Below are 24,667 nucleotides of genomic sequence, written 5' to 3' on the forward strand. Positions count from 1 at the left end.
GGGTTCGTCCCGGCGGCCAAGTTAGTCAATTACCGGGAAGTACCGGAACATCTATGAAAATCACCATCATCGGCACCGGCTATGTCGGTCTCGTCACGGGCGCCTGCCTGGCGGAGATCGGCCACGACGTCTTCTGCCTCGACGTCGATCCGCGCAAGATCGACATCCTGAACAACGGCGGGATGCCGATTCACGAACCTGGGCTGCTGGACATCATCGCGCGCAACCGCGCGGCGGGGCGCCTGCGCTTCTCGACCGACATCGAGGCAAGCGTCGCGCACGGCGAGATCCAGTTCATCGCCGTCGGCACGCCGCCCGACGAGGACGGCTCGGCCGACCTGCAGTACGTGCTCGAAGCCGCGCGCAACATCGGCCGCCACATGACGGGCTTCAAGGTGATCGTCGACAAGTCGACGGTGCCGGTCGGTACCGCACAGCGCGTGCGCGGCGTGGTCGACGAAGCGCTTGCCGCCCGCGGGCTGGCGGGCAGCGTCGCGCATCGCTTCTCGGTCGTGTCGAACCCGGAGTTCCTGAAGGAAGGCGCCGCGGTCGAGGACTTCATGCGTCCGGACCGGATCATCATCGGCGTCGACGACGACGAGACGGGCACGATCGCGCGCGAGAAGATGAAGAAGCTTTACGCGCCGTTCAACCGCAACCATGAGCGCACGATCTACATGGACGTGCGTTCGGCGGAATTCGCGAAATATGCGGCGAATGCGATGCTTGCAACGCGTATCTCGTTCATGAACGAGATGTCGAATCTCGCCGACAAGGTCGGCGCCGACATCGAGGCCGTGCGCCGCGGGATCGGCTCCGATCCGCGCATCGGCTATCACTTCCTGTACGCCGGCGTCGGCTACGGCGGCTCGTGCTTCCCGAAGGACGTCCAGGCGCTGATTCGCACGGCCGGCGAGAACGGCCAGCCGTTGCGCATCCTGGAAGCCGTCGAGGCGGCCAACCATGCGCAGAAGGACGTGCTGATCGGCAAGATCGAGCAGCGCTTCGGTGCCGACCTGACCGGCCGCGAGTTCGCGGTCTGGGGCCTGGCGTTCAAGCCGAACACCGATGACATGCGCGAGGCGCCGAGCCGCCGCCTGATCGCCGCGCTGCTCGAACGCGGCGCGACCGTGCGTGCGTACGATCCGGTCGCGGTCGACGAGGCGCGGCGCGTGTTTGCGCTCGATTTCGGTACCGATCCGGACGCGCTGGCGCGGCTGCATCTCGTCGACACACAGGACATCGCCGTGACGGGCGCGGACGCGCTCGTGATCGTGACCGAGTGGAAGGAATTCCGGAGCCCCGATTTCACGCGCCTGAAGGCTGAACTGAAGGCGCCGGTGATCTTCGACGGGCGCAACCTGTACGAGCCGGATGCGATGGCCGAACTGGGCATCGACTACTACGCGATCGGCCGGCCGTATGTCGATCCCCAGTCGTCCTCCCGTGGCTGATCACACGATGAATACTCTCCGCGAGGTCGTTCCGGTGCCGCGTGCGCAACTCGCGCGCTCGCGCGTGCTTGTCGTCGGCGACGTGATGCTCGACCGTTACTGGTTCGGCAACGTCGATCGCATTTCGCCCGAGGCGCCCGTGCCGGTCGTGCACGTGCAGCGCCAGGAAGAGCGGCTCGGCGGTGCGGCCAACGTCGCGCGCAACGCCGTGACGCTCGGCGGCCAGGCCGGGTTGCTGTGCGTCGTCGGGTGCGACGAACCCGGCGAGCGCATCGTCGAATTGCTCGGCAGCAGCGGCGTGACGCCGCATCTCGAACGCGACCCGGCGTTGCCGACCACGATCAAGCTGCGCGTGCTCGCGCGCCAGCAGCAACTGCTGCGCGTCGACTTCGAGGCCATGCCGACGCACGAGGTGCTGCTCGCGGGGCTCGCGCGCTTCGATGCGCTGCTGCCGCAGCACGACGTCGTGCTGATGTCGGATTACGCGAAAGGCGGCCTGACGCACGTCACGACGATGATCGAGAAGGCGCGCGCGGCCGGCAAGTCCGTCCTCGTCGACCCGAAGGGCGACGACTGGGCGCGCTATCGCGGTGCGTCGCTGATCACGCCGAATCGCGCGGAATTGCGCGAAGTGGTCGGGCAGTGGAAATCGGAAGACGATCTGCGCGCACGTGTCGCGAAGCTGCGCGCGGAACTCGACATCGACGCGCTGCTGCTCACGCGTTCGGAAGAAGGCATGACGCTGTTTTCCGCCACCGGCGAACTGCACGCACCGGCGCTCGCGCGCGAGGTGTTCGACGTGTCGGGCGCGGGCGATACCGTGATCGCGACGGTCGCGACGATGCTCGGCGCAGGCGTGCCGCTCGTCGACGCCGTCGTGCTCGCGAATCGCGCGGCAGGCATCGTGGTCGGCAAGCTCGGCACGGCCACGGTGGACTACGACGAACTGTTTCATTGAGCGCATGCGGCGGCGCGATGAGCGCGCCGCACGCATGGCTCGCACTTTTCAGGCAGGACGATCATGACCCTCATCGTCACCGGCGCAGCCGGTTTTATCGGCGCGAACATCGTCAAGGCGCTCAACGAGCGCGGCGAGACGCGCATCATCGCGGTCGACAACCTGACGCGCGCGGACAAGTTCCGGAATCTCGTCGATTGCGAAATCGACGACTATCTGGACAAGTCGGAATTCGTCGAACGTTTCGCACGCGGCGATTTCGGCAAGGTACGCGCGGTGTTCCACGAAGGTGCGTGCTCGGACACGATGGAAACCGACGGCCGCTACATGATGGACAACAACTTCCGCTACAGCCGCGCGTTGCTCGACACCTGCCTCGCACAGGGCACGCAGTTCCTGTACGCGTCGTCGGCGGCGACCTACGGCGGCTCGACGCGATTCGTCGAGGAGCGCGACGTCGAGGCGCCGCTGAATGTCTACGGCTATTCGAAGTTCCTGTTCGACCAGGTGATCCGTCGTGTGCTGCCGACCGCGCAGAGCCAGATCGCGGGCTTCCGCTACTTCAACGTGTACGGCCCGCGCGAGACGCACAAGGGCCGCATGGCATCGGTCGCGTTCCACAACTTCAACCAGTTCCGTGCGGAAGGCAAGGTGAAGCTGTTCGGCGAGTACAACGGCTACGCACCGGGCGAGCAGACGCGTGACTTCGTGTCGATCGAGGACGTGACCAAGGTGAACCTGTTCTTCTTCGATCATCCGGAGAAGTCGGGCATCTTCAACCTCGGCACGGGCCGTGCGCAGCCGTTCAACGATATCGCGTCGACGGTCGTGAATACGTTGCGCGCGCTCGACAACCTGCCGCCGCTGACGCTCGCGCAGCAGGTCGAGCAAGGGCTGATCGAATACGTGCCGTTCCCCGATGCGCTGCGCGGCAAGTACCAGTGCTTCACGCAGGCCGACCAGACGAAGCTGCGCGCGGCCGGTTACGACGCACCGTTCCTGACCGTGCAGGAAGGCGTCGATCGCTACGTGCGTTGGCTATCCGGCCAGGTTTAAACGGAAGCGTTGCATCGATAGACTGGGTCTCACGGTCGGCAGCCGCCGGCCGTATTCATCGGAGATCCAGCACATGATCAGGAAATGGTTGGCCGCAGCGGCAATGCTCGGCACGATCGCCTCGGCCTGGGCGGCCGTCGACGTCAACACCGCCAACGAGGATGCGCTCGTCGGCATCAAGGGTATCGGCCCGGCGCGGGCAAAGGCGATTCTCGACGAACGCGGCGCACGCGGCCCGTTCAGGAATGCGGAGGATCTCGCCGCACGCGTGAAAGGCATGGGCGGCCATACCGTCGAGCGGCTTCAGCAGGAAGGCCTGACGATCGGTGCGGCCGGTACGGGTGCCGCGCAGCCGGCCCCGGGCAAGCCGGCCGCCGGCAAGCCTGCGGCCGCACCTGCCCGCACCACCACGCAGAAGTAACGCGTCGCGCGCAGCCGACAACAAGCTCCTTCAGTCGCCGTCGTTGCGACGGCTTCCCGCGGCATGCCGCGGGTTTTTTGCGTGGGCACGGCGCATGCGGCGTCCATGCGTTGCACGGCATGCGTATTCCATCGCCGCAATGGGGTTGCCGGCGCGAGCAGCGGTGCTGGTTTACAATCGATCGATTGATCGGCCTCGTACTCACGGTATATCCATGGCTTACAAAACTATCGAAGACACGATCGGCAATACGCCGCTCGTCCAACTGGTCCGCTTGCCGGACGACGAGATTCGCGCGCGCAACAACGTGGTGCTCGCGAAGCTCGAAGGCAACAATCCGGCCGGTTCCGTGAAGGATCGTCCGGCGCTGTCGATGATCAGCAAGGCCGAGGCGCGCGGGCGCATCAAGCCGGGCGACACGCTGATCGAGGCGACGAGCGGCAACACCGGTATCGCACTCGCGATGGCAGCGGCGATCCGAGGCTACAAGATGGTGCTGATCATGCCGGAGGACCTGTCGGTCGAGCGCCGCCAGAGCATGGCCGCCTACGGTGCCGAAATCATCCTGACGCCGGTGAAGGGCGGGATGGAGCTGGCACGTGATCTCGCGGACGAGATGCAGCGCGAAGGCAAGGGCGTGATCCTCGACCAGTTCGCGAACCCCGACAATCCGGTTGCGCACTACGAAGCGACGGGCCCGGAAATCTGGCGCGATACCGAAGGGCGCGTCACGCACTTCGTGTCGGCAATGGGCACGACGGGCACGATCATGGGCACGTCGCGCTATCTGAAGGAGCAGAATCCGGCGATCGAGATCGTCGGTGCGCAGCCGGAAGACGGCTCGCGCATTCCGGGCATCCGCAAGTGGCCGGAAGCCTATATGCCGACGATCTTCGATCGCAGCCGTGTCGACCGCGTCGAGAGCGTGAGCCAGGCTGCGTCGGAAACGATGGCGCGCCGCCTCGCGGCCGTCGAAGGCATCTTCGCGGGCATTTCGTCGGGCGGCGCATGCGAAGTCGCGATGCGCATCGCGCGCCAGGTCGAGAATGCGACGATCGTGTTCATCGTCTGCGATCGCGGCGACCGCTACCTGTCCACGGGCGTGTTTCCTGCCTGAACGCGGGCGGATGCGCGTCGCGCGTGGACGAAAAGAAAGCGCCGCTTGTGCGGCGCTTTTTCATTGGGCGGGCGGTGCTTACTGCGACTGTGTATCGGTGGTACTCGGCTGAAGTGCGCCGCTCGCTTCCATCTGCGCCTTGACGGCCTCGCCAAGCTGGTACACGGTAAGCGCGTAGAAGAAGCTGCGGTTGTAGCGCGTCAGCACGTAGAAATTCTTGAGCCCGAGCATGTATTCGGTCGCGCGGCCCGGCGACGGCAGGTCGACCACCGTCACGGGCGTGCCGGCTTCGGTCGTGATGTTGACCGTCGGCTCGTTCAGCGTCATGCCCGCGCGCAGCAGTTGCGACAGTGCCCAGTGCGGTTCGGGCTGGCCGTCGGCGGCGGCCTGTGCGATCCCCAGGCTGCCCGTGTCGGGCGTGATCTGCCAGACCACCGGTCGGTCGGTTTCCCAGCCGTGCTGCTTCAGGTAGTTCGCGACGCTGCCGATCGCATCGACAGGACTGCTGCGCAGGTCGACATGGCCCGTGCCGTCGAAGTCGACCGCATATTCGCGGATGCTGCTCGGCAGGAACTGTGGAATCCCGATCGCGCCCGTATACGAACCGAGCACGGTGGTCGGGTCGAGCTGGTTGTCGCGGGTCCAGACCAGGAAATCCTCGAGGTTCTTGCGGAATGTTGCCTGGCGGCTGTCACGATTCGGCGTGTCCGGATAGTCGAACGTGAGCGTCGTCAGCGCGTCGAGCACGCGGAAATTGCCCATGTAGCGGCCGTAGATCGTCTCGACACCGATGATGCCGACGATCACCTCGGGCGGCACGCCGAATTGCTCGGATGCACGCTGCAGCGTTGCCTGGTTCGCCTTCCAGAATTTCACGCCCGCGTTGATGCGGATCGGCTCGATGAAGCGCGAGCGATAGACGCGCCAGTTCTTGACCGTCGGCGACGGGGCCGGTTTCACGAGCTTGACCGCTGTCGCCGAATAGCTGATGCGCGAGAACAGCGCATGCAGGCTCGCGGAGTCGAAGCCGTTGCGGCTGACCATCTCGTCGATGAACGCATCGACCTTCGCGTTGTTCGCGTAACGCTGCGGAACGATTTCCTCTTCGAAGGTCTGGCCTTGCGGCGTCGGCTGTTGCGGCTGGGCCTGTGCGACGAGCGTGCCCGCGGGCTTCGCGGGTTGCGTCTGCGCGCCGGCGGGCGCGGTGCCGAGAGCCGCGACGGCAGCGGCCGCGACGAGCGGAGCGCGAACACGGAACAGCGCGGAGAGAAGGGCGGCAGGCTTGCTGGAATTCATGTCGAAGCGGGCGGACAGGGCGATTGGGTTCGGCGCAGTATACCCGACGGATCCGGCGCGCCGGGGCGTGGCAGGCCCCCGTTGTGGTAAGTTAGCGGCGAATTCGCGGCAGACGATGGACATCATTGATGGAGACCTGCGGCGCACCGTGCGCCGCGGATGACAGCTTATGGCAACCGCTTTCTATACGCACCCCGACTGCATGCTGCACGAGATGGGGGAATGGCATCCGGAATGCCCGGCCCGCCTGTCGGCGATCCAGGATCAACTGATCGCGAGCCGCATCGACGATCTGATCGTGCACGAAACCGCGCCGTTCGCGAGCGAGGTGGCGCTGGGCCGGGTGCATACGCAGGCGCACATCGACTACATCCGGAGCATGACGCCTGTCGACGGCTACGTCGAGATCGATCCCGATACGCTGATGAACCGCGATACGTGGCGCGCGGCGCTGCGTGCGGCCGGCGCCGCGATCGCGGCGACCGACGCGGTGATCGAAGGCCGCTATGCGAATGCGTTCTGTGGCGTACGACCGCCCGGCCATCATGCGGAGCCTGCGCGCGCGATGGGGTTCTGCTTCTTCAACAACGTCGCGATCGCCGCGCGACATGCGCTCGACGTACACGGTCTGGAGCGAGTCGCGATCATCGATTTCGACGTGCATCACGGCAACGGCACCGAGGCGGCGTTCGCGAACGACGAGCGGGTGCTGATGTGCAGTTTCTTCCAGCATCCGCTGTACCCGTTCTCGGGCGTCGATCACCAGGCGCCGAACATGGTCAACCTGCCGATGCCCGCGCGCAGCAACGGGATGGCGATCCGCGAAGCCGTCGACATGTTCTGGCTGCCGCGCCTCGATGCGTTCAGGCCGCAGATGCTGTTCGTGTCCGCGGGTTTCGATGCGCATCGCGAGGACGACATCGGCAGCCTCGGCCTCGTCGAAGCCGACTTCGAATGGTTGACCGCGCAGATCGTCGAGGTGGCGCGCCGGCATGCGCAGGGGCGCATCGTGAGCTGCCTCGAAGGCGGCTACAACCTGTCCGCGCTCGGGCGCAGCGTCGTCGCGCACCTGCGCGTACTGGCCGGCATCTGACGATCGCGTGACCTGCCCCGGGCGCACTCAGCGCGCCGGCACGCGCGCGTGAATCCACGCGATCAGCGCGTCGATCACGCGATCGCGTTCGAGATCGTTCATCGTTTCGTGAAAGCCGCCTTCGTACAGCGTCAGCGTGCGATCGGGCGAGCCGACGCGCGCACCGAACGCACGGCTGCCGTCGGGTTCGGTCAGCTTGTCCTCGGTGCCGTGATAGACGAGCACCGGAACGCGCAACCCGCCGCGACCGCTTTCGATGCGTGCCATCGCGTCGAGAATCTCCGCGCCGGTGCGGGCGGGCACCGCGCCGTGATGGACGAGCGGATCGGCGCGATTGGCTGCGACGATGACCGGATCGCGCGACAGCAGCGCGGCATCGATCCTGATTGCGGGGAAGGTCGGCCATATGCGGCTGATGACGCGGCTCACAGCGAGCATCCAGCGCGGCACGTCACGTCCCGGCGCGAGCGCCGGGCTCGACAGCACGAGGCCGCTCAGCGCGTGGCCGCGTGCCGGCGCGCGTTCGATCGCGTACAGCGCCGCGACCGCCCCGCCCATGCTGTGCCCCATCAGGAACAGCGGCGAATTGCCGCGTGCGGCTTCGGCGACCAGCGCATCCGCGTCGTTCAGGTAGCCGTCGAAGCGCTCGACCCAGGCGCGCTTGCCGGGTGACTGGCCGTGCCCGCGCAGGTCGATCGCGAGCACCTCGATGCCGGCCGCATTCAGCCGGCCGGCGAGCGCGGCATAACGACCCGCGTGTTCGGCAAGGCCATGTACGAGTGCGATCGTCGCGCGCGGCGGCTCGGTGCCGTTGCCAGCCGGCCAGCGGTACGACGCCAGTTCGAGCCCGTCGGCGGTACGCAGGCGGCCCATCGTCGGCGCGGGTGGGGACGAAGGCGCCGGTCCGGCGGTGGCAGGTGCGGCGGCCGGCGTGGTGGTGGCGGTCATCTGGCGTGTCCCCTGTCGGTTGGTCGGTGTTCCGGATCATAGTCGCGGCATCGTCGTGGCGCGCCAGCGGCGTCCCTCTAATTTCGTGCGGTTATGAAAAGATCGAAATCGATTATTAAGGGGAATGAGGGGTTTGCGGTAAAATCGACGGTTATTCCAGATGCATCGGCGGCCGACTGGCGGGCCAACTCGCCAGCCGGCCGCCGTTTTGTTTACATGATCGAATTACGCAATCTTTCGCAGCGATTTCCCGGGCCGGGCGGCTGGGTCGAGGCGCTGCGCAACATCAACCTGACGATCCCGCAGGGCGAGGTGTTCGGCATCATCGGCCGAAGCGGCGCCGGCAAGAGCACGCTCGTGCGCACCATCAACCTGCTCACGCGGCCGACCGAAGGCAATGTCGTCGTCGGCGGGCTCGATCTCACGCTGCTGTCTGCTGGCGCGCTGCGCGAGGCGCGACGCGAGATCGGCATGATCTTCCAGCACTTCAACCTGCTGTCGTCGCGCACGGTGTTCGACAACGTCGCGCTGCCGCTGGAACTGGCCGGCGCAAGCCGTGCCGACATCGAGGCCGCGGTGCTGCCGCTGCTCGACCTCGTCGGGCTGTCCGCGCAGAAGGATCGCTATCCGTCGCAGATCAGCGGCGGGCAGAAGCAGCGCGTCGGCATCGCACGCGCGCTCGCGAGCCAGCCGAAGGTACTGCTGTCGGACGAAGCGACGTCCGCGCTCGATCCCGAGACCACGCGCTCGATCCTCGACCTGCTGAAGCGCATCAACCGCGAACTCGGCCTGACGATCGTGCTGATCACGCACCAGATGGAAGTGATCAAGCAGGTGTGCGATCGCGTCGCGGTGCTCGATGCGGGGCGCGTGGTCGAGGAAGGCCGCGTGATCGACGTGTTCCTGCAGCCGCATCACGAAGTGACGCGCGCGCTGATCGGCGACGTGATCGCGCAGGAGTTGCCGCCCGCGCTGAAGGCGCGCGTGGCCGAGCGGCTGAAGACCGGCAGCGGGCATCTGCTGCGGCTTGCGTTTACGGGCTCGGGTGTCGACCAGCCGATCCTGTCGGAAACGATCCGTCGGTACGAACTCGATTTCAACATCCTGCACGGCCAGATCGACGAGATCCAGGGGCAGGCATTCGGTTCGCTCGCGGTGCTCGCGGGCGGCGAGCCGGGCAAGGTCGGGCAGGCGCTCGCGTTCCTGCGCGAACAAGGTGTGGTGGTAGAGGAGCTTTCGTATGTTGAGTGAGATGTTCGATATGTTCGTGCAGTCGTTCTGGGAGACGCTGATCATGGTCGGCATCTCCGGGGCGGTCGGCGCGCTCGTCGGCCTGCCGCTCGGCGTGCTGCTCTACCTGACCGACCGCCAGGGCGTGCTGCAGAACCTCGCGGTGAATCGCGTGCTCGGCGGCATCGTGAATGCCGTTCGCTCGACGCCGTTCATCATCCTGCTGGTCGCGGTGATTCCGTTCACGCGGCTCGTCACGGGTTCGTCGATCGGCACGGCCGCGGCGGTCGTGCCGCTGACGCTCGCGGCCGCGCCGTTCATCGCGCGTCTCGTCGAGACGGCGTTGCGCGAAGTCGACCGCGGGCTGATCGAGGCCGCGCAATCGATGGGCGCGACCACGTCGCAGATCGTCTTCAAGGTGCTGCTGCCCGAATCGCTGCCGGGTGTCGTCGCGGGCCTGACGATCACGTTCGTGTCGCTGGTCGGCTATTCGGCGATGGCGGGCGCGATCGGTGGCGGCGGGCTCGGCGATCTCGGGATCCGCTATGGCTACCAGCGCTATCTGCCGGAAGTGATGTGGACGGTGGTCGCGATCCTGATCGTGTTCGTGCAGATCGTGCAGTCGTTCGGCGACTGGCTCGTCCGCCGGCTGAGCCACAAATAAGACGAAATTGATCCGTTAGGGGAGAGAGACGATGCAACGACGCTTCATGCTGAAGTTCGCGGTGGCACTCGGCGCAGCCGCGCTGTTCGCGGGCGCGCACGCACAGGCCGAAACCATCAAGGTAGGCGTGACGGGCGGGCCGCACGCGCAGATCATGGAAGCGGTGAAGAAGGTCGCGGCGAAGAGCGGCCTCGACATCCGCATCGTCGAATTCTCCGATTACGTGCAGCCGAACGCAGCGCTTGCGTCGGGCGACCTCGATGCGAACAGCTACCAGCACGACCCGTATCTGCAGGCGCAGGTGAAGGATCGCGGCTACAAGCTGATCAAGGTCGCGGATACCGTCACGTTCCCGATGGGCATCTATTCGAAGCGCGTGAAGTCGCTGACCGAACTGAAGCCTGGCGCGCGCGTCGCGGTCCCGAACGATCCGACCAACGGCGGCCGTGCGCTGCTGTTGCTGCAGAAGCAGGGTCTCCTGAAGCTGCGCGCGGACGCGGGACTGAAGGCGACGCCGCTTGATATCGTCGACAATCCGCGCAAGCTGAAGATCGTCGAACTCGACGCGGCGCAGATTCCGCGTTCGCTCGGCGACGTCGACGCGGCCGCGATCAATACCAACTACGCGATGGAAGCGGGGTTGAAACCGAAACAGGACGCGATCGCGATCGAAGGGCCGAACGGCCCGTACGCGAACATCCTCGCGATCCGCGAGGCGGACCGGAACAAGCCGTGGGTCGCGAAACTGATCGCGGCGTATCATTCGGCCGACGTGAAGCAGTTCATCGAAGGCAAGTTCGGCGGCGCGGTCGTTGCCGCCTGGTAACGGGCGAACAACGGGACGCCCGGAGAGATTAGAGTCGATGATCGAAAACCCGGGCTTTGCGTCCGGGTTTTTTCTCTTTTAAAATAGAACGATCGTTCGCTATCATTGGCGCGTCGTCAAGAAGCGGTATCCTCGACAACCATGATGGTTGGGTCCGCTTGGCCGCGCAGTCATGAGGCCTCGCTATAGAATGGCCTCTGGTCGTATTCGTAACTTTGGAGCGTGTGCATGAAAATCCTGGTGCCAGTGAAAAGAGTGGTCGATTACAACGTGAAGGTCCGCGTGAAGTCGGACAACACGGGCGTCGATATCGCGAACGTGAAGATGTCGATGAACCCGTTCGACGAAATCGCGGTGGAAGAAGCGGTGCGCCTGAAGGAAGCGGGCGTCGCGACCGAAGTGATCGCGGTGTCGGTGGGCGTGACGCAAGCGCAGGAAACGCTGCGCACGGCGCTGGCAATCGGCGCGGATCGCGCAATCCTCGTCGAATCGAACGACAGCGTCGAGCCGCTGGCCGTCGCGAAGATCCTGAAGGCGCTGGTCGACAAGGAACAGCCGCAACTGGTGATCCTCGGCAAGCAGGCGATCGACGACGATTCGAACCAGACGGGCCAGATGCTGGCCGCGCTGGCAGGCCTGCCGCAAGCGACGTTCGCATCGAAGGTGACGATCGCTGACGGCAAGGCAACGGTTGCACGCGAAGTCGACGGCGGCGCGGAAACGCTGTCGCTGACGCTGCCGGCGGTCGTGACGACCGACCTGCGCCTGAACGAGCCGCGCTACGTGACGCTGCCGAACATCATGAAGGCGAAGAAGAAGCCGCTGGAAACCGTGAAGCCGGAAGACCTCGGTGTGGACGTCGCACCGCGTCTGAAGACGCTGAAGGTGGCCGAGCCGCCGAAGCGCGCGGCCGGCGTGAAGGTGCCGGACGTGAAGACGCTGGTCGAGAAGCTGAAGACCGAAGCCAAGGTGCTGTAAGAGGGAGCGGAAAGAAATGACGATTCTGGTGATTGCAGAACACGACAACGCGTCGATCAAGGCCGCGACGCTGAACACAGTGGCGGCGGCGGCGAAGATCGGCGGTGACATTCACGTGCTGGTCGCGGGCCACAATGCGCAAGGCGCGGCCGATGCCGCAGCGAAGATCGCAGGTGTGTCGAAGGTGTTGCTGGCCGATGCGCCGCAACTCGAAGCGGGCCTCGCGGAAAACGTCGAAGCGACCGCGCTGAACATCGCGAAGGACTATTCGCACATCCTCGCGCCGGCAACTGCGTACGGCAAGAACATCGCGCCGCGTATCGCCGCGAAGCTGGACGTCGCGCAGATCTCGGACATCACGGCTGTCGACAGTGCCGACACGTTCGAGCGCCCGATCTACGCGGGCAACGCGATCGCGACGGTGCAGTCGAGCGACCCGATCAAGGTCATCACGGTGCGTGCGACCGGTTTCGATCCGGTTGCAGCGGAAGGCGGCAGCGCGGCGGTCGAGAAGATCGAGGCGGCGGCAGACGCCGGCAAGTCGCAGTTCGTGAGCCGTGAAGTGACGAAGCTGGACCGTCCGGAGCTGACGAGCGCGAAGATCATCGTGTCGGGCGGCCGTGGTCTGGGCAGCGGCGAGAACTACACGAAGGTGCTGGAGCCGCTGGCCGACAAGCTGTCGGCGGCACTCGGCGCATCGCGCGCGGCAGTCGACGCCGGCTACGTGCCGAACGACTACCAGGTCGGCCAGACCGGCAAGATCGTCGCACCGCAGCTGTACATCGCGGTGGGCATCTCGGGTGCGATCCAGCATCTGGCCGGCATGAAGGATTCGAAGGTGATCGTCGCGATCAACAAGGATCCGGAAGCGCCGATCTTCAGCGTGGCCGACTACGGCCTCGTCGGCGACCTGTTCGCGCTCGTGCCGGAGCTCGTGAACGAGCTCGGCTGACGCAGTGTGACGCTCAGGCGGTAAGCACACGAGAAGAGGGGCGCGACGAGCGCCCCTTTTTTTCGCCATCGACAGAAGAGAGAAGAGGGAGACACACCATGAGCTATAACGCCCCCGTCAAGGACATGCTGTTCGTGCTGAAGGAACTCGCGGGCATCGACACCGTTGCGCAACTGCCGGGTTTCGAGGACGCCGGTTACGACACGGCGCAGGCCGTGCTCGACGAGTCCGCGAAATTCTGCGGCGAGGTGCTGGCGCCGCTGAACGTCGAAGGCGACCGCAATCCGAGCAGCTGGAAGGACGGTGTCGTGACCGCGACGCCGGGCTTCGGCGAAGCGTTCCGCCAGTTCGTCGAAGGCGGCTGGCAGGGGTTGCAGCACCCGTCCGAATACGACGGCCAGGGGCTGCCGAAGCTGATCGCGACGCCGTGCATCGAGATGCTGAACGCGGCGAACCTGTCGTTCGCGCTGTGCCCGCTGCTGACCGACGGCGCGATCGAGGCGCTGCTGACGGCCGGCACCGACGAGCAGAAGCAGCGCTACGTGCCGAAGCTGATCTCGGGCGAATGGACCGGCACGATGAACCTGACCGAGCCGCAGGCGGGCTCGGATCTTGCGCTGGTGCGCTCGCGCGCCGAGCCGCAGGGCGACGGCACGTACAAGGTGTTCGGCACGAAGATCTTCATCACGTGGGGCGAGCACGACATGGCGGACAACATCGTCCACCTGGTGCTGGCACGCACGCCGAACGCACCGGAAGGCGTGAAGGGCATTTCGCTGTTCATCGTGCCGAAGTTCCTGGTCAACGAGGACGGCTCGCTGGGCGAACGCAACGACGTGCACTGCGTGTCGATCGAGCACAAGCTCGGGATCAAGGCGAGCCCGACGGCGGTGCTGCAATATGGCGATAACGGCGGTGCGATCGGCTACCTGATCGGCGAAGAAAACCGCGGCCTCGAATACATGTTCATCATGATGAACGCGGCGCGCTTCGGCGTCGGGATGCAGGGGATCGGCGTGGCCGACCGCGCGTACCAGAAGGCCGCGGAATTCGCGAAGGAACGCGTGCAGAGCCGCCCGGTGGACGGGTCGGCCAAGCAGTCGGTGACGATCATCCACCACCCGGACGTGCGCCGGATGCTCGGCACGATGCGCGCACTGACCGAAGGCGCGCGCTCGCTGGCGTACGTGGCCGCGGCGCACAGCGACATTGCCCACCGCCATTCGGACGAGGCGACGCGGGCGCGTCATCAGGCAATCTACGAATATCTGGTGCCGGTCGTGAAGGGCTGGAGCACGGAGATGGTGAACGACGTGGCGAGCCTGGGCGTGCAGGTGCACGGCGGGATGGGGTTCATCGAGGAAACCGGCGCGGCGCAGTATTACCGGGATGCGCGGATCCTGGCGATCTACGAAGGCACGACGGCGATCCAGGCGAACGACCTGGTGGGTCGCAAGACGCTGCGCGACGGCGGCGCGGTGGCGAAGGCGCTGATCGCCGAAATCGGCGAGACTGTCGCGGCGCTCGGCAAGCTGGACGGTGCGGCGGCCGCATCGATGAAGGTGCAGCTGGAGAAGGGCGCGAAGGCGCTGTCGTCGGTGGTGGATTACGTGCTGGCGAACGCGAAGCAGGACCCGAACGCGGTGTTCGCGGGCAGCGTGCCGTACCTGAAGCTGGCGGGCGTGGTGCTGTGCGGATGGCAGATGGCGCGTGCGCTGGTGGCCGCGCAGGCAAACCGCGCGAGCGACCCGGCGTTCTTCGACGCGAAGATCGCGATCGCGCAGCTCTATGCGGAGCAGGTGCTGGTGCAGGCAGGCGCGCTCGAGGCGTCGATCGTCGGCACGAAGGGCAACGAGGGCGTGCTCGCGTTGACGGAAGATCAGTTCTGATTCTTCGCGAGACACTCGACGTCATGAAAAAGGCGCCCCACGGGGCGCCTTTCTTTTTGATGCCGGCCGGCAGGCCCGCATTGCTGCGGGCGGCAGCGGCTTATGCGTAGGCCGGGCGCGTCTGGCCTGCCACGTCCTTCAGGTAACGGTGTACCGACAGGTCGTCAGCCTGGATCGCAGGCATCTTGCCCGAGATCAGGTCCGCGAGCAGTTGGCCCGAACCGCACGACATCGTCCAGCCGAGCGTGCCGTGGCCGGTGTTCAGGAACAGGTTCGACACCGGCGTGCGGCCGACGATCGGCGTGCCGTCCGGCGTCATCGGGCGCAGGCCCGTCCAGAACGTTGCCTTCGACGTGTCACCGCCGCCCGGGAACAGGTCGTTCACGCACATTTCGAGCGTTTCGCGGCGCGCGGCGCGCAGCTTCTTGTCGAAGCCGACGATTTCCGCCATGCCGCCGACGCGGATGCGCTGGTCGAAACGCGTGATCGCGATCTTGTAGGTTTCGTCGAGCACGGTCGACACGGGCGCGGCCGCTTCGTTGACGATCGGCGCGGTGATCGAATAGCCCTTCAGCGGATAGACGGGGATCTTCATCAGGTTCGAGATGAAGCTGGTCGAGTACGAGCCGAGCGCGACGACGTACGCGTCCGCACGCACCGTCTCGCTGCCGCACTGCACGCCGGCGATCTTGCCGCCCGCGATCGCGAGCGCATCGATCGGCGTGTTGTAGCGGAACTTGACGCCGAGCGATTCCGCGAGTGCCGCGAGGCGCGTCGTGAACAGCTGGCAGTCGCCCGTTTCGTCGCCCGGCAGGCGCAGGCCGCCCGTCAGCTTGTGCGAAACGGCGGCGAGGGCCGGTTCGGCATTCTTCAGGTCGGCAGGCGACAGCAGTTCGAACGGCACGTTCGCTTCCTGAAGGACGGCGATGTCCTTCGCTGCACCGTCGAGTTGCTGCTGCGTGCGGAACAGTTGCAGCGTGCCGCCCGTGCGGCCTTCGTACTGGATGCCGGTATCGGCGCGCAGCGCCTGCAGGCAGTCGCGGCTGTATTCGGCGAGGCGAACCATGCGGCCCTTGTTGACTGCATAGCGCTCGGCCGTGCAGTTGCGCAGCATCTGGTACATCCACTGGAGCTGGAAGCGCGTGCCGTCGAGGCGGATCGCGAGCGGCGCGTGTTTCTCGAACATCCATTTGACGGCCTTCAGCGGCACGCCGGGGGCAGCCCACGGCGCGGCATAGCCGGGGGAGATCTGGCCAGCGTTCGCGAAGCTCGTCTCGAGCGCCGGGCCGGCCTCCCGGTCGATCACCGTGACTTCATGACCGGCGCGCGCGAGGTAATACGCGCTTGCCACGCCCACCACACCGCTGCCCAGAATGACGACTCGCATAGCTGCTCCAGATGGAAGGGACCAGATCGAGGCCGGGCGCACCTGCGGCTCCGTGTAACCTCTAGCTGATCTAGTTTTTTGCGCTATGGTATTGTCGAATGTGTAGGTTTTGTTATCGTATTTTTCAGGTTTTCAGCATAAACAAATGAGAACGCAACGTCAGCCCGTACGCTCGCTCGACAAGCTCGACCGGCGCATCCTGAAACTGCTCCAGGACGACGGCCGGATGGCGATGAAGGACCTCGCGGAACAGGTCGGACTGACCGTCACGCCGTGTATCGAGCGTGTGCGGCGCATGGAGCGGGACGGCGTGATCACCGGCTATCACGCGCGTGTCGATCCCCATCAGCTGGATGCTGCGCTGCTGGTGTTCGTCGAGATCACGCTCGGCCACAAGGGCGGCAACATGTTCGAGCAATTCCGCCGGGAAGTGATGAAGATCGACGAGGTGCTCGAGTGTCATCTCGTGTCCGGCGATTTCGACTACCTGATCAAGGCGCGGATCGGCGAAATGGCCGACTACCGCAAGCTGCTCGGCGACATCCTGCTGCAGTTGCCCGGCGCCGTGCAGTCGAAGAGCTATGTCGTGATGGAAGAAATCAAGGAGACGCTGACGATCGCGGTGGGCGACTGACGTACCGGCGGCAGGCCGCCGGGCCCTTTATCCCGCCCTTGGCACGCTGCGCCCAATACTGTATAAATGTACAGTATTGGGCGCAGGCGAATGGGTGGGCATATGGACGATCGATCCGACAACGAATTTCCGATAGCGCCGCCCGTGCCCCGCAAGGGGCGCGGTGCGGTCGACAACCTGCAGGGGCGATACGAGATCGCCCAGCGTGAAGCGGTCGACGACGGCTGGACGCACGAGTCGGACGATGCCGATTTCCCCGCGCCGCTGCGCACGCAGGTATTCGAGGAGCGGGCGAAGAGCATCCTGACGCACAACCAGTCGCCCGATATTCCATTCAGCGTATCGCTCAATCCGTATCGAGGTTGCGAGCACGGGTGCATCTACTGCTTTGCGCGTCCGACACACAGTTATCTCGGCTTGTCGCCGGGGCTCGATTTCGAAAGCCGCATCTATGCGAAGGTCAATGCGGCCGAACTGCTCGAGCGCGAGATTTCGCGCAAGCGCTACGTGCCGGAGCCGATCGCGCTCGGCGTCAACACCGACGCCTACCAGCCGGTCGAGCGCGACTTGCGCATCACGCGCAGCGTGATTCAGGTGATGCACGATCGCGGGTTGCCGTTCGCGGCGATCACGAAGTCGTCGCTGATCGAGCGCGATCTCGACTTGCTCGCGCCGATGGCCGAGCGCAAGCAGGTGATGGCGGCGGTCACGATCACGACGCTCGACGCCGATCTCGCGCGCACGCTCGAGCCGCGCGCGGCGACGCCGGCGCGACGGTTGCGTACGATTCGTGCGCTGAGCGAGGCGGGCGTGCCGGTCGGCGTGAGCATTGCGCCGATGATTCCGTTCGTCACCGAGCCCGACATGGAGCGTGTGCTCGAGGCGTGCGCGGAAGCCGGCGCGACGCATGCGAGCTACATCATCCTGAGGCTGCCGTGGGAAGTCGCGCCACTGTTCAAGAACTGGCTGGCCGCGCATTTTCCCGACCGCGCGGAGCGCGTGATGAACCGCGTGCGCGACATGCGCGGCGGAAAAGACTACGACTCGGATTTCTCGAAACGGATGAAGGGCGAGGGAATCTGGGCCGACCTGCTGCGGCAGCGCTTCCGCCAGGCCGTCAAGCGGCTCGGGCTGAACGAGCGCACGAACGGCATTCTCGATCTGTCGCAGTTTCGCGGCACGCCGGCCGCCGCGGCGCCGGTGTCGCGTGTTGCTGTGCGTTCAGCCGGCACGCGATCGACGCAGGCGCGCGACGACATGCAATTGAACCTGTTCTGATCGGCGCGCCAAGCCGGCGCGGGGTGCCGGTGCGTCGCGTTCGTTGCGCTTACTGCGAAATCTGCTTGGCCGCTTCGACCTGCGACTCGAAATACGTCTGGAACGACAGTGCGAGCGCGGTCATCAGCAGGAACGCGCCGATCAGCAGCGAGAAGATCACCACGAAGATCACGGTCCAGCCCGACTTGCTGTGCCTGCCCGTCTCCGCGTTGAATTGCGCGTCCCATTTTTCGTCGGGACGCAGCCCGTAGACGAGGGCTGCGAGGAAGGCGGCCAGCAGCGAGATTGCGCCGGGTACCGCAAGCCACCAGCCGAGGCCGGCGCTGCGCTGGGTCGCGGCGAGCAAGAGGAAGCCCGGGATGCCGACGATCGTCGCGAGCAGGTGCGCCCAGCCGTACACGTCGCGAAAGCCATACAGATAGAAGCGGTGCGCGCCGAGCGAACCGAACAGGAACGCGAGGGCGGCGGTGAGCGTCTTGGAGCGGAAGCGGCGGGACGGTGCGGTGCTGCTGGACATGGATGGCGGCGTATTGTCGTTGGCATGGGCGGCCGGCGGGCCGGCGCGGGCGCGCGGCCCGGCACGCATTCTACGATGCGCGGTCGGGGCCGGTCACCCCTGTACTGCGTCAAGGTGCCGCATAGGTCACGCGATAGATTGCGCCCGCGTAGTCGTCGCTGACGAGCAGCGAGCCGTCCGGCAGCGGCAGCACGTCGGCAGGGCGTCCCCATACCGTGCCGTCGGGCCGCAGCCAGCCCGTGACGAACGGAGTCTGGCGCGCGTGGCTGCCGTCCGCCGAGACCACAACACGCATCACGCGGTAGCCGACCTTCGTGCTGCGGTTCCACGAGCCGTGTTCGGCGATGAACACGTTGTTGCGATACGACGCCGGAAACATCGGCCCTGTATAGAAGCGCATGCCGAGGGCCGCGACGTGCGCACCGAGTTTCAATACGGGTGGCACGTAGCGGCGGCAAACGTCGGGGCTGCCGAATTCGGGGTCAGGCGTGTCGCCGCCATGGCAATACGGGAAGCCGAAGTCGAGGCCCGCGCGCGGTGCGCGGTTCAGCTTGTCGTCGGGCACGTCGTCGCCCATCATGTCGCGCCCGTTGTCGGTAAACCACAGTTCGCCCGAATCGGGGTGCCATGCGAAACCGACCGTATTGCGTATGCCGCGGGCGACAACCTCGTTCCCGCTACCGTCCGCCTTCATGCGCGCGATGATCGCGTAGCGGCTGCGATCGGCGAGACAGACGTTGCACGGTGCGCCGGTCGGCACGTACAGCTTGCCGTCGGGGCCGAACGCGATGAATTTCCAGCCGTGATGGTGTTCGGTCGGCAGCGCGTCGGTGACGACGGCGGGTGCGGGCGGTGTGGCGAGCCGGTCGTCGATGCGATCGAGCCGCAGGATGCGCGATACGGCTGATATATAGAGTGCGCCGTCACGGTAGGCGACACCGACGGGCATGTCGAGCCCGGACGCGATCACGTAGCGCGCGCTGATCCGGCCCTCGTGCATCACGAACGCGTGCACGCGGCCTTCCCGCGTGCCGACATACAGGATGCCGCGTGGCGACCACGCCATTTCGCGCGCGGTCGGTACCGCGTCGGCCAGCACTTCGACGTGGAAGCCGGGCGGCACGACGAGTTCGCCCACCGGCAGCGGCGCGGCTGACGCCATTGCGGATACGAGGCAGGCAAGGCCGGCAAGCAGCGCCGCGAAACGGCGCTGCGCGCGGCACATCGAGGCGGCGCGAAGGGGCGGCATGACGGTGTGGAACGTCCCGGACACGACGATTCTATGCCCGGCGGACAGGCCGCCCGCGGAATTTTTGCGCGTAAGTGTTTGTTGTACCTCTGGTTTCCGGCTATAATCGCGTGTTTCAGTAGTTTCGAACCCGGTTTTCCCGAAGGACATCATATGGTTATCATCCGTCTGGCTCGTGGCGGCTCGAAGAAGCGCCCGTTCTACAACATCGTTGCTACCGATTCGCGCAACCGTCGTGACGGCCGCTTCATCGAGCGCGTCGGCTTCTACAACCCGGTCGCCACGAAGGGCGAATCGCTGCGTATCGCTCAGGATCGCCTGACGTACTGGCAAGGCGTTGGCGCGCAACTGTCGCCGACCGTCCAGCGTCTCGTGAAGGAAGCGCAAAAGGCGCAACCGGCTGCCTAACATGGCACGGTGTGCCGGTCGTGCCGGCTGTGAGGTGCATTGATGGCGGGTCACGATTCCGGTAATGCAAGGCGCGGGCGGGCGTCGTTTGGCGCATTCGTCCGCAAGCCGGTCGAGCGCGACGTTGTCGCGAACGCCGGTCAGGCTGCCGAGCAGGGCAGCCTCGAAGTGGCGCAGGCCTGGCCCGACGATGCCGTCGAGGTCGGGGCAGTGGTCGACGCCTATGGCCTGAAGGGTTGGGTCAAGGTGGCGACACATGCCGACGCCGGTCGCGGTGGCGATGCGCTGCTCAAGGCGCGCCGCTGGTGGCTGGAGCGCGGTGCGGAGCGGCTTTCCGTCCGCATCCTGCAGTCGAAGACACACAGCGACACTGTCGTTGCGCAACCCGCGGGCGTGAGCGACCGCGATGCCGCGCTGGCCATGCGTGGTTTTCGCGTGTTCGTGCGCCGGGAAGATTTCCCGGCATTGGCCGCGGACGAATTCTATTGGGTCGACCTGATCGGTCTCGATGTCGTCAACGAGCAATCGGTGGCGCTCGGGAAGGTGAGCGGGATGATCGACAACGGCGTGCATTCGATCATGCGTGTCGAGTATCCGGCGACCGGCAAAGACGGTCAGCCGACCACCGACGAGCGGTTGATTCCGTTCGTCGGCGTATACGTCAAAACGGTGGATCAGGCGGCGCGTCGCATCGTCGTCGACTGGGAAGCCGATTACTGAAATGAACCAGGTTACCGAGAGCGCGGTGCAGTTCGACGTCGTCACGCTCTTTCCCGAGATGTTCCGTGCACTGACCGACTGGGGGATCACCAGCCGGGCTGTCAAGCAAGGGCGCTTCGGGTTGCGCACCTGGAACCCGCGTGATTTCACGACGGACAACTACCGCACGGTCGACGATCGTCCGTACGGCGGCGGTCCGGGCATGGTGATGCTGGCCAAGCCGCTCGAAGCCGCGATCGATGCCGCGAAAGCGGCGCAGGCGGAACAGGGTATCGCGAGCACGCGCGTCGTGATGATGTCGCCGCAAGGCGCACCGCTCACGCACGATCGCGCGGTGCGGATGGCGCAGGAACCCGGCGTTGTCGTGCTGTGCGGCCGCTATGAAGCGATCGACCAGCGCCTGCTCGATCGTTGCGTCGACGAGGAAATCAGCCTCGGCGATTTCGTATTGTCGGGCGGCGAACTGCCGGCGATGGCGATGATGGATGCGGTCGTGCGGTTGCTGCCCGGCGTGCTGAACGATTCGCTGTCGGCCGTGCAGGACAGTTTCGCCGACGGCCTGCTCGATTGTCCGCACTACACGCGCCCCGAGGAATACGATGGCATGCGCGTGCCGGACGTACTGCTCGGTGGGCATCATGCCGAGATCGAGCGGTGGCGGCGCCAGGAAGCATTGAGGAATACGTTGCGGAAGCGACCGGACCTGATCGTCCGGGCGCGCCGCGAGAAGTTGCTGAGCCGGGCCGACGAGGCGTGGCTTGCGAACCTCGCACGCGAAGCGAAGGACGCCTCCTGAGGCGGTGTCGCGGGCGGGAATTGGCGGTGTCGTGCATGCGTGTGCGGCGCCTGATGTGAATCCATCCTCTATCGGGGCCAGGCCTGGAAGCAGGCGGGTGCCAACGCCGACACGATGGCATAAGGAGTCAGTAATGAATCTGATCGCAAAACTTGAGCAGGAAGAAATCGAGCGCGCGCTCGCCGGCAAGACGATCCCCGAATTCGCCCCGGGCGATACGGTGATCGTGAACGTGAACGTGGTTGAAGGTAACCGCAAGCGCGTTCAGGCCTACGAAGGCGTCGTGATCGCTATTCGCAACCGTGGCCTGAACTCGAATTTCATCGTCCGCAAGATCTCGTCGGGCGAAGGCGTCGAGCGTACGTTCCAGACGTACTCGCCGCTGCTGGCAAGCATCGTCGTGAAGCGCCGCGGTGATGTGCGTCGTGCGAAGCTGTACTACCTGCGCGAGCGTTCGGGCAAGTCGGCTCGTATCAAGGAAAAGCTGGTGTCGAAGGATCGCGCCGCAGCAGCTTCCCAAGAGTAAGAGCTGTAAGGAAAAAGCACCCACCCGGGTGCTTTTTTCATTCTGGCGCGACAATATGCTCGATACGACACAAACACGAGAGCCCCATTGAATCGCCGCCCCATCATCGATCCCGAAGTCCTGCCGGTCGAAGGCACCGGCGCCGGCCTGCCGGCCATCGATTCCCGCCTGATGACACCGTCCGGCCTGCGCGACCGTTTCGCGCGCACGCTCGAGTGGAGCGTCGAGCCCGACGAGGCGAGACTGCAGGAGGGCGTCGATCCGCGTAGCGCGGCCGTCCTCGTCCCGCTCGTCGTCCGCGAGTCCGGCCTCACCATGCTGCTGACCCAGCGCGCCGACCACCTGAACGACCACGCCGGACAGATCAGCTTCCCCGGCGGTCGCCGCGAACCGTTCGATCGTGACGCGACCGCAACCGCGTTGCGCGAGGCGAAGGAAGAGATCGGGCTGGCGGACGAGCGTGTCGAGATCCTCGGCGCGTTGCCCGACTACCTGACCGGCACGGGCTTCTGCGTGACGCCGGTGGTCGGCCTCGTGCATCCGCCGTTCACCGTGCAGGCCGACACGTTCGAAGTGGCCGAGATTTTCGAGGTGCCGCTCGCGTTCCTGATGAATCCCGCGAACCATCAGGTCCGGGTGTTTCGCTGGGAAGGCGGCGAGCGTCGTTTTTTTGCGATGCCCTATCCGAATGGCGAACCTGGCGGGCATTACTTCATCTGGGGCGCAACTGCCGGCATGTTGCGCAATCTGTACCGCTTCTTGGCCGCCGGCTAGGCGCGCACGGCGGCTGGCGCGCGCGGCCGGCTGCCGCACGACCGCGCCGGCAGCCATCCGGTGCTTACGCTGTGCTATCGTTATGCAAAAAATGACATAACTCCGAAGACGGCGCCACGCATGACTTTCTTTTCGGTTCTCCTCGCCCTCATCATCGAACAGGTCCGCGCGTTGTCGCCGAACAATCCGGTGTTCGCGCTGTTCCAGTTTCATGCGGAAACCGTCGCGCATGGTCTCGACGCAGGCAAGCAGAAGCACGGCATCCTCGCATGGCTCGCGGTCGTGCTGCCGTGGGTGCTGATCGTCGCGCTGATCTATTTCCTGCTGTACAAGGTGAGCTTCGTGCTCGCGTTCATCTGGAACGTCGTCGTCGTGTATTTCACGCTCGGCTTCCGCCAGTTCAGCCACTACTTCACCGACATCCACCTCGCGCTCAACAACGATGACGTGCCGCGTGCGCGCGAAATCCTGCACGAGTGGACGGGTATCGACACGGTCGACATGCCGGTCGGCGAAATCGTCCGCCATACGCTGATTCACGCCGTTGTCGCATCGCATCGCCACGTGTTCGGCGTGTTCTTCTGGTACGTGCTGCCGATCGGCCCGGCCGGTGCCGTGCTGTACCGGATTTCCGAATACCTCGCGCGCAGCTGGTCGACGCCGGGTGACGACCGCACGGCGGCCTTCTCGACGTTCGCGCAGCGCGCGTTCTTCGTGATCGACTGGATTCCCTCGCGACTGACCGCGCTCGGCTTTGCAATCGTTGGTAACTTCGAGGACGCGATCTACGCGTGGCGCAACCATACGCGCCAGTGGCCCGATCCGAACGACGGCGTCCTGCTCGCAGCCGGTAGCGGCGCGCTCGGCGCACGCCTCGCGGGGCCGCTCGCGGAACCGTCGAGCCTCGATGCGCTGGCGGTCGGTGACAGCGGTCCGTTGACGGTCGGTGACGATTGCACGCCGCGTACGCTGCAATCCGCGGTTGGCCTTGTCTGGCGCGCGGTGATCCTGTGGATGATTCTGCTGCTGATGCTGACACTCGCCGTCTGGGTGTCGTGACGGGGCAGTGCGGTGCCCGATGAAAGACAAAAGGCCGGCTTGATGCCGGCCTTTTTTGCTGTGCGGGTCAATCGTCGCGTGGGTCGCGCACGGCGCCGCATTGCCAGCAGGCCGTGAACTGGGCCTCGAGCGCCTCGCCGCACTGCCGGCAGCGCCAGGGCGCGGCGCCGGCCGACGGGCCATGCGAAGCGGCATCGAGGAGCCGGCGCGCGAGCGCGTCGTCGCGTTCGTCGTCGAGCCACAGCTCGGGCGTGCACGCGTCGGCAGGCAGGCCGCCGAGTGCGCCGGTCGCGTAGCAGTTATGCAGCTCGCAACCGATGCCGGCTACCTGGAGGACGTTGGCCCAATGCTGCGCCGTCGCGAGATCGGGTGCCTTGAAACGCATCGCGGCTCCTGTCGGTGAGGGCCGGCCCGCATGGCACCGGCTGGCCGCCGCG

At 65.7% G+C, this 24,667-nt stretch carries 26 protein-coding genes; 20 read left to right on the plus strand and 6 right to left on the minus strand.

Annotated elements, in window-relative coordinates:
* The first annotated feature begins 53 nt into the window (after positions 1 to 53).
* The 5 genes from PQB87_RS05585 to cysM all read left to right on the plus strand — a co-directional run bounded on the left by PQB87_RS05585 (position 54) and on the right by cysM (position 5,006).
* Positions 54 to 1,454, plus strand: a complete 1,401-nt coding sequence (locus PQB87_RS05585; RefSeq protein ID WP_027788058.1) for a UDP-glucose dehydrogenase family protein — start codon at positions 54 to 56, stop codon at positions 1,452 to 1,454.
* 7 nt (positions 1,455 to 1,461) lie between these two features.
* Positions 1,462 to 2,412, plus strand: coding sequence for a D-glycero-beta-D-manno-heptose-7-phosphate kinase (rfaE1, locus tag PQB87_RS05590; protein WP_051363294.1), 951 nt, complete (start codon positions 1,462 to 1,464; stop codon positions 2,410 to 2,412).
* Between the two features lie 63 nt (positions 2,413 to 2,475).
* The gene (rfaD, locus tag PQB87_RS05595) at positions 2,476 to 3,468 is read left to right on the plus strand and encodes an ADP-glyceromanno-heptose 6-epimerase (protein ID WP_048024367.1); all 993 of its coding nucleotides are present in this window, start codon (positions 2,476 to 2,478) and stop codon (positions 3,466 to 3,468) included.
* A 73-nt stretch (positions 3,469 to 3,541) separates the two neighbouring features.
* Positions 3,542 to 3,889 (plus strand): ComEA family DNA-binding protein, encoded by a 348-nt coding sequence (locus PQB87_RS05600; RefSeq protein ID WP_021157453.1) that lies wholly within the window; start codon positions 3,542 to 3,544, stop codon positions 3,887 to 3,889.
* 214 nt (positions 3,890 to 4,103) lie between these two features.
* Positions 4,104 to 5,006, plus strand: a complete 903-nt coding sequence (gene cysM / locus PQB87_RS05605; protein WP_042973431.1) for a cysteine synthase CysM — start codon at positions 4,104 to 4,106, stop codon at positions 5,004 to 5,006.
* 78 nt (positions 5,007 to 5,084) lie between these two features.
* On the opposite strand, the gene mltB is transcribed toward cysM, so the two are convergent.
* The gene (mltB, locus tag PQB87_RS05610) at positions 5,085 to 6,428 is read right to left on the minus strand and encodes a lytic murein transglycosylase B (RefSeq protein ID WP_081076022.1); all 1,344 of its coding nucleotides are present in this window, start codon (positions 6,426 to 6,428) and stop codon (positions 5,085 to 5,087) included.
* A 43-nt stretch (positions 6,429 to 6,471) separates the two neighbouring features.
* On the opposite strand from mltB, the gene PQB87_RS05615 reads away from it, so the two are divergent.
* Positions 6,472 to 7,395, plus strand: a complete 924-nt coding sequence (locus PQB87_RS05615; RefSeq protein WP_489242666.1) for a histone deacetylase family protein — start codon at positions 6,472 to 6,474, stop codon at positions 7,393 to 7,395.
* Between the two features lie 27 nt (positions 7,396 to 7,422).
* Here PQB87_RS05615 and PQB87_RS05620 read toward each other — a convergent pair whose 3' ends face one another.
* Complete coding sequence (locus PQB87_RS05620; RefSeq protein ID WP_489242667.1) at positions 7,423 to 8,343, minus strand: alpha/beta hydrolase; 921 nt, start codon at positions 8,341 to 8,343, stop codon at positions 7,423 to 7,425.
* A 216-nt stretch (positions 8,344 to 8,559) separates the two neighbouring features.
* Here PQB87_RS05620 and PQB87_RS05625 point away from each other — a divergent pair, with 216 nt between their 5' ends.
* The 6 genes from PQB87_RS05625 to PQB87_RS05650 all read left to right on the plus strand — a co-directional run bounded on the left by PQB87_RS05625 (position 8,560) and on the right by PQB87_RS05650 (position 14,882).
* Positions 8,560 to 9,594 carry a methionine ABC transporter ATP-binding protein gene (locus PQB87_RS05625; protein ID WP_027788053.1) on the plus strand — a complete coding sequence of 345 codons (1,035 nt, stop codon included), beginning with the start codon at positions 8,560 to 8,562 and terminating at the stop codon, positions 9,592 to 9,594.
* Positions 9,584 to 10,237: a methionine ABC transporter permease gene (locus tag PQB87_RS05630; RefSeq protein WP_006486982.1), complete on the plus strand. Its 654-nt coding sequence runs from the start codon at positions 9,584 to 9,586 to the stop codon at positions 10,235 to 10,237. Before PQB87_RS05625 ends, PQB87_RS05630 begins: the two co-directional genes overlap by 11 nt.
* 31 nt (positions 10,238 to 10,268) lie before the next feature.
* Positions 10,269 to 11,063, plus strand: a complete 795-nt coding sequence (locus tag PQB87_RS05635; protein WP_059685530.1) for a MetQ/NlpA family ABC transporter substrate-binding protein — start codon at positions 10,269 to 10,271, stop codon at positions 11,061 to 11,063.
* Positions 11,064 to 11,291: 228 nt separating this feature from the next.
* Complete coding sequence (locus PQB87_RS05640) at positions 11,292 to 12,041, plus strand: electron transfer flavoprotein subunit beta/FixA family protein (protein ID WP_021157446.1); 750 nt, start codon at positions 11,292 to 11,294, stop codon at positions 12,039 to 12,041.
* Between the two features lie 16 nt (positions 12,042 to 12,057).
* Positions 12,058 to 12,993 (plus strand): electron transfer flavoprotein subunit alpha/FixB family protein, encoded by a 936-nt coding sequence (locus PQB87_RS05645; protein WP_048026736.1) that lies wholly within the window; start codon positions 12,058 to 12,060, stop codon positions 12,991 to 12,993.
* 98 nt (positions 12,994 to 13,091) lie between these two features.
* Positions 13,092 to 14,882: an acyl-CoA dehydrogenase gene (locus PQB87_RS05650; protein ID WP_153487990.1), complete on the plus strand. Its 1,791-nt coding sequence runs from the start codon at positions 13,092 to 13,094 to the stop codon at positions 14,880 to 14,882.
* Between the two features lie 100 nt (positions 14,883 to 14,982).
* Here the strand turns inward: PQB87_RS05650 and PQB87_RS05655 are convergent, their stop codons facing one another.
* Positions 14,983 to 16,269, minus strand: coding sequence for a D-amino acid dehydrogenase (locus PQB87_RS05655; protein ID WP_027788049.1), 1,287 nt, complete (start codon positions 16,267 to 16,269; stop codon positions 14,983 to 14,985).
* A gap of 145 nt (positions 16,270 to 16,414) precedes the next feature.
* Between PQB87_RS05655 and PQB87_RS05660 the strand changes: the two genes are divergently transcribed.
* The gene (locus tag PQB87_RS05660; RefSeq protein ID WP_011351353.1) at positions 16,415 to 16,903 is read left to right on the plus strand and encodes an Lrp/AsnC ligand binding domain-containing protein; all 489 of its coding nucleotides are present in this window, start codon (positions 16,415 to 16,417) and stop codon (positions 16,901 to 16,903) included.
* Between the two features lie 90 nt (positions 16,904 to 16,993).
* Positions 16,994 to 18,181 (plus strand): PA0069 family radical SAM protein, encoded by a 1,188-nt coding sequence (locus tag PQB87_RS05665; protein ID WP_489242668.1) that lies wholly within the window; start codon positions 16,994 to 16,996, stop codon positions 18,179 to 18,181.
* A 49-nt stretch (positions 18,182 to 18,230) separates the two neighbouring features.
* On the opposite strand, the gene PQB87_RS05670 is transcribed toward PQB87_RS05665, so the two are convergent.
* The gene (locus tag PQB87_RS05670; RefSeq protein ID WP_059486875.1) at positions 18,231 to 18,698 is read right to left on the minus strand and encodes an NINE protein; all 468 of its coding nucleotides are present in this window, start codon (positions 18,696 to 18,698) and stop codon (positions 18,231 to 18,233) included.
* A gap of 109 nt (positions 18,699 to 18,807) precedes the next feature.
* A complete protein-coding gene (locus PQB87_RS05675) occupies positions 18,808 to 19,947 on the minus strand; it encodes a PQQ-dependent sugar dehydrogenase (protein ID WP_111939640.1) in 1,140 nt (379 codons plus the stop codon).
* 153 nt (positions 19,948 to 20,100) lie between these two features.
* On the opposite strand from PQB87_RS05675, the gene rpsP reads away from it, so the two are divergent.
* From rpsP to PQB87_RS05705, 6 genes are all read left to right on the plus strand, one after another.
* Positions 20,101 to 20,355 carry a 30S ribosomal protein S16 gene (gene rpsP / locus PQB87_RS05680; RefSeq protein WP_006476550.1) on the plus strand — a complete coding sequence of 85 codons (255 nt, stop codon included), beginning with the start codon at positions 20,101 to 20,103 and terminating at the stop codon, positions 20,353 to 20,355.
* A 42-nt stretch (positions 20,356 to 20,397) separates the two neighbouring features.
* Positions 20,398 to 21,075: a ribosome maturation factor RimM gene (gene rimM, locus PQB87_RS05685; protein WP_027788045.1), complete on the plus strand. Its 678-nt coding sequence runs from the start codon at positions 20,398 to 20,400 to the stop codon at positions 21,073 to 21,075.
* A 1-nt stretch (position 21,076) separates the two neighbouring features.
* Positions 21,077 to 21,871: a tRNA (guanosine(37)-N1)-methyltransferase TrmD gene (gene trmD / locus PQB87_RS05690; RefSeq protein WP_111939641.1), complete on the plus strand. Its 795-nt coding sequence runs from the start codon at positions 21,077 to 21,079 to the stop codon at positions 21,869 to 21,871.
* Positions 21,872 to 22,004: 133 nt separating this feature from the next.
* Positions 22,005 to 22,397, plus strand: coding sequence for a 50S ribosomal protein L19 (gene rplS, locus PQB87_RS05695; RefSeq protein WP_006753174.1), 393 nt, complete (start codon positions 22,005 to 22,007; stop codon positions 22,395 to 22,397).
* Between the two features lie 87 nt (positions 22,398 to 22,484).
* Entirely contained in the window at positions 22,485 to 23,171 is a 687-nt protein-coding gene (locus tag PQB87_RS05700) for a CoA pyrophosphatase (RefSeq protein ID WP_021159741.1), read from the plus strand.
* Between the two features lie 120 nt (positions 23,172 to 23,291).
* Positions 23,292 to 24,230, plus strand: coding sequence for a CobD/CbiB family protein (locus PQB87_RS05705; protein WP_021159740.1), 939 nt, complete (start codon positions 23,292 to 23,294; stop codon positions 24,228 to 24,230).
* Positions 24,231 to 24,297: 67 nt separating this feature from the next.
* Here PQB87_RS05705 and PQB87_RS05710 read toward each other — a convergent pair whose 3' ends face one another.
* Positions 24,298 to 24,615, minus strand: coding sequence for a putative signal transducing protein (locus PQB87_RS05710; protein WP_021159739.1), 318 nt, complete (start codon positions 24,613 to 24,615; stop codon positions 24,298 to 24,300).
* Between the last annotated feature and the right edge of the window lie 52 nt (positions 24,616 to 24,667).

The sequence above is a fragment of the Burkholderia sp. KL41 genome, from assembly GCF_057005415.2.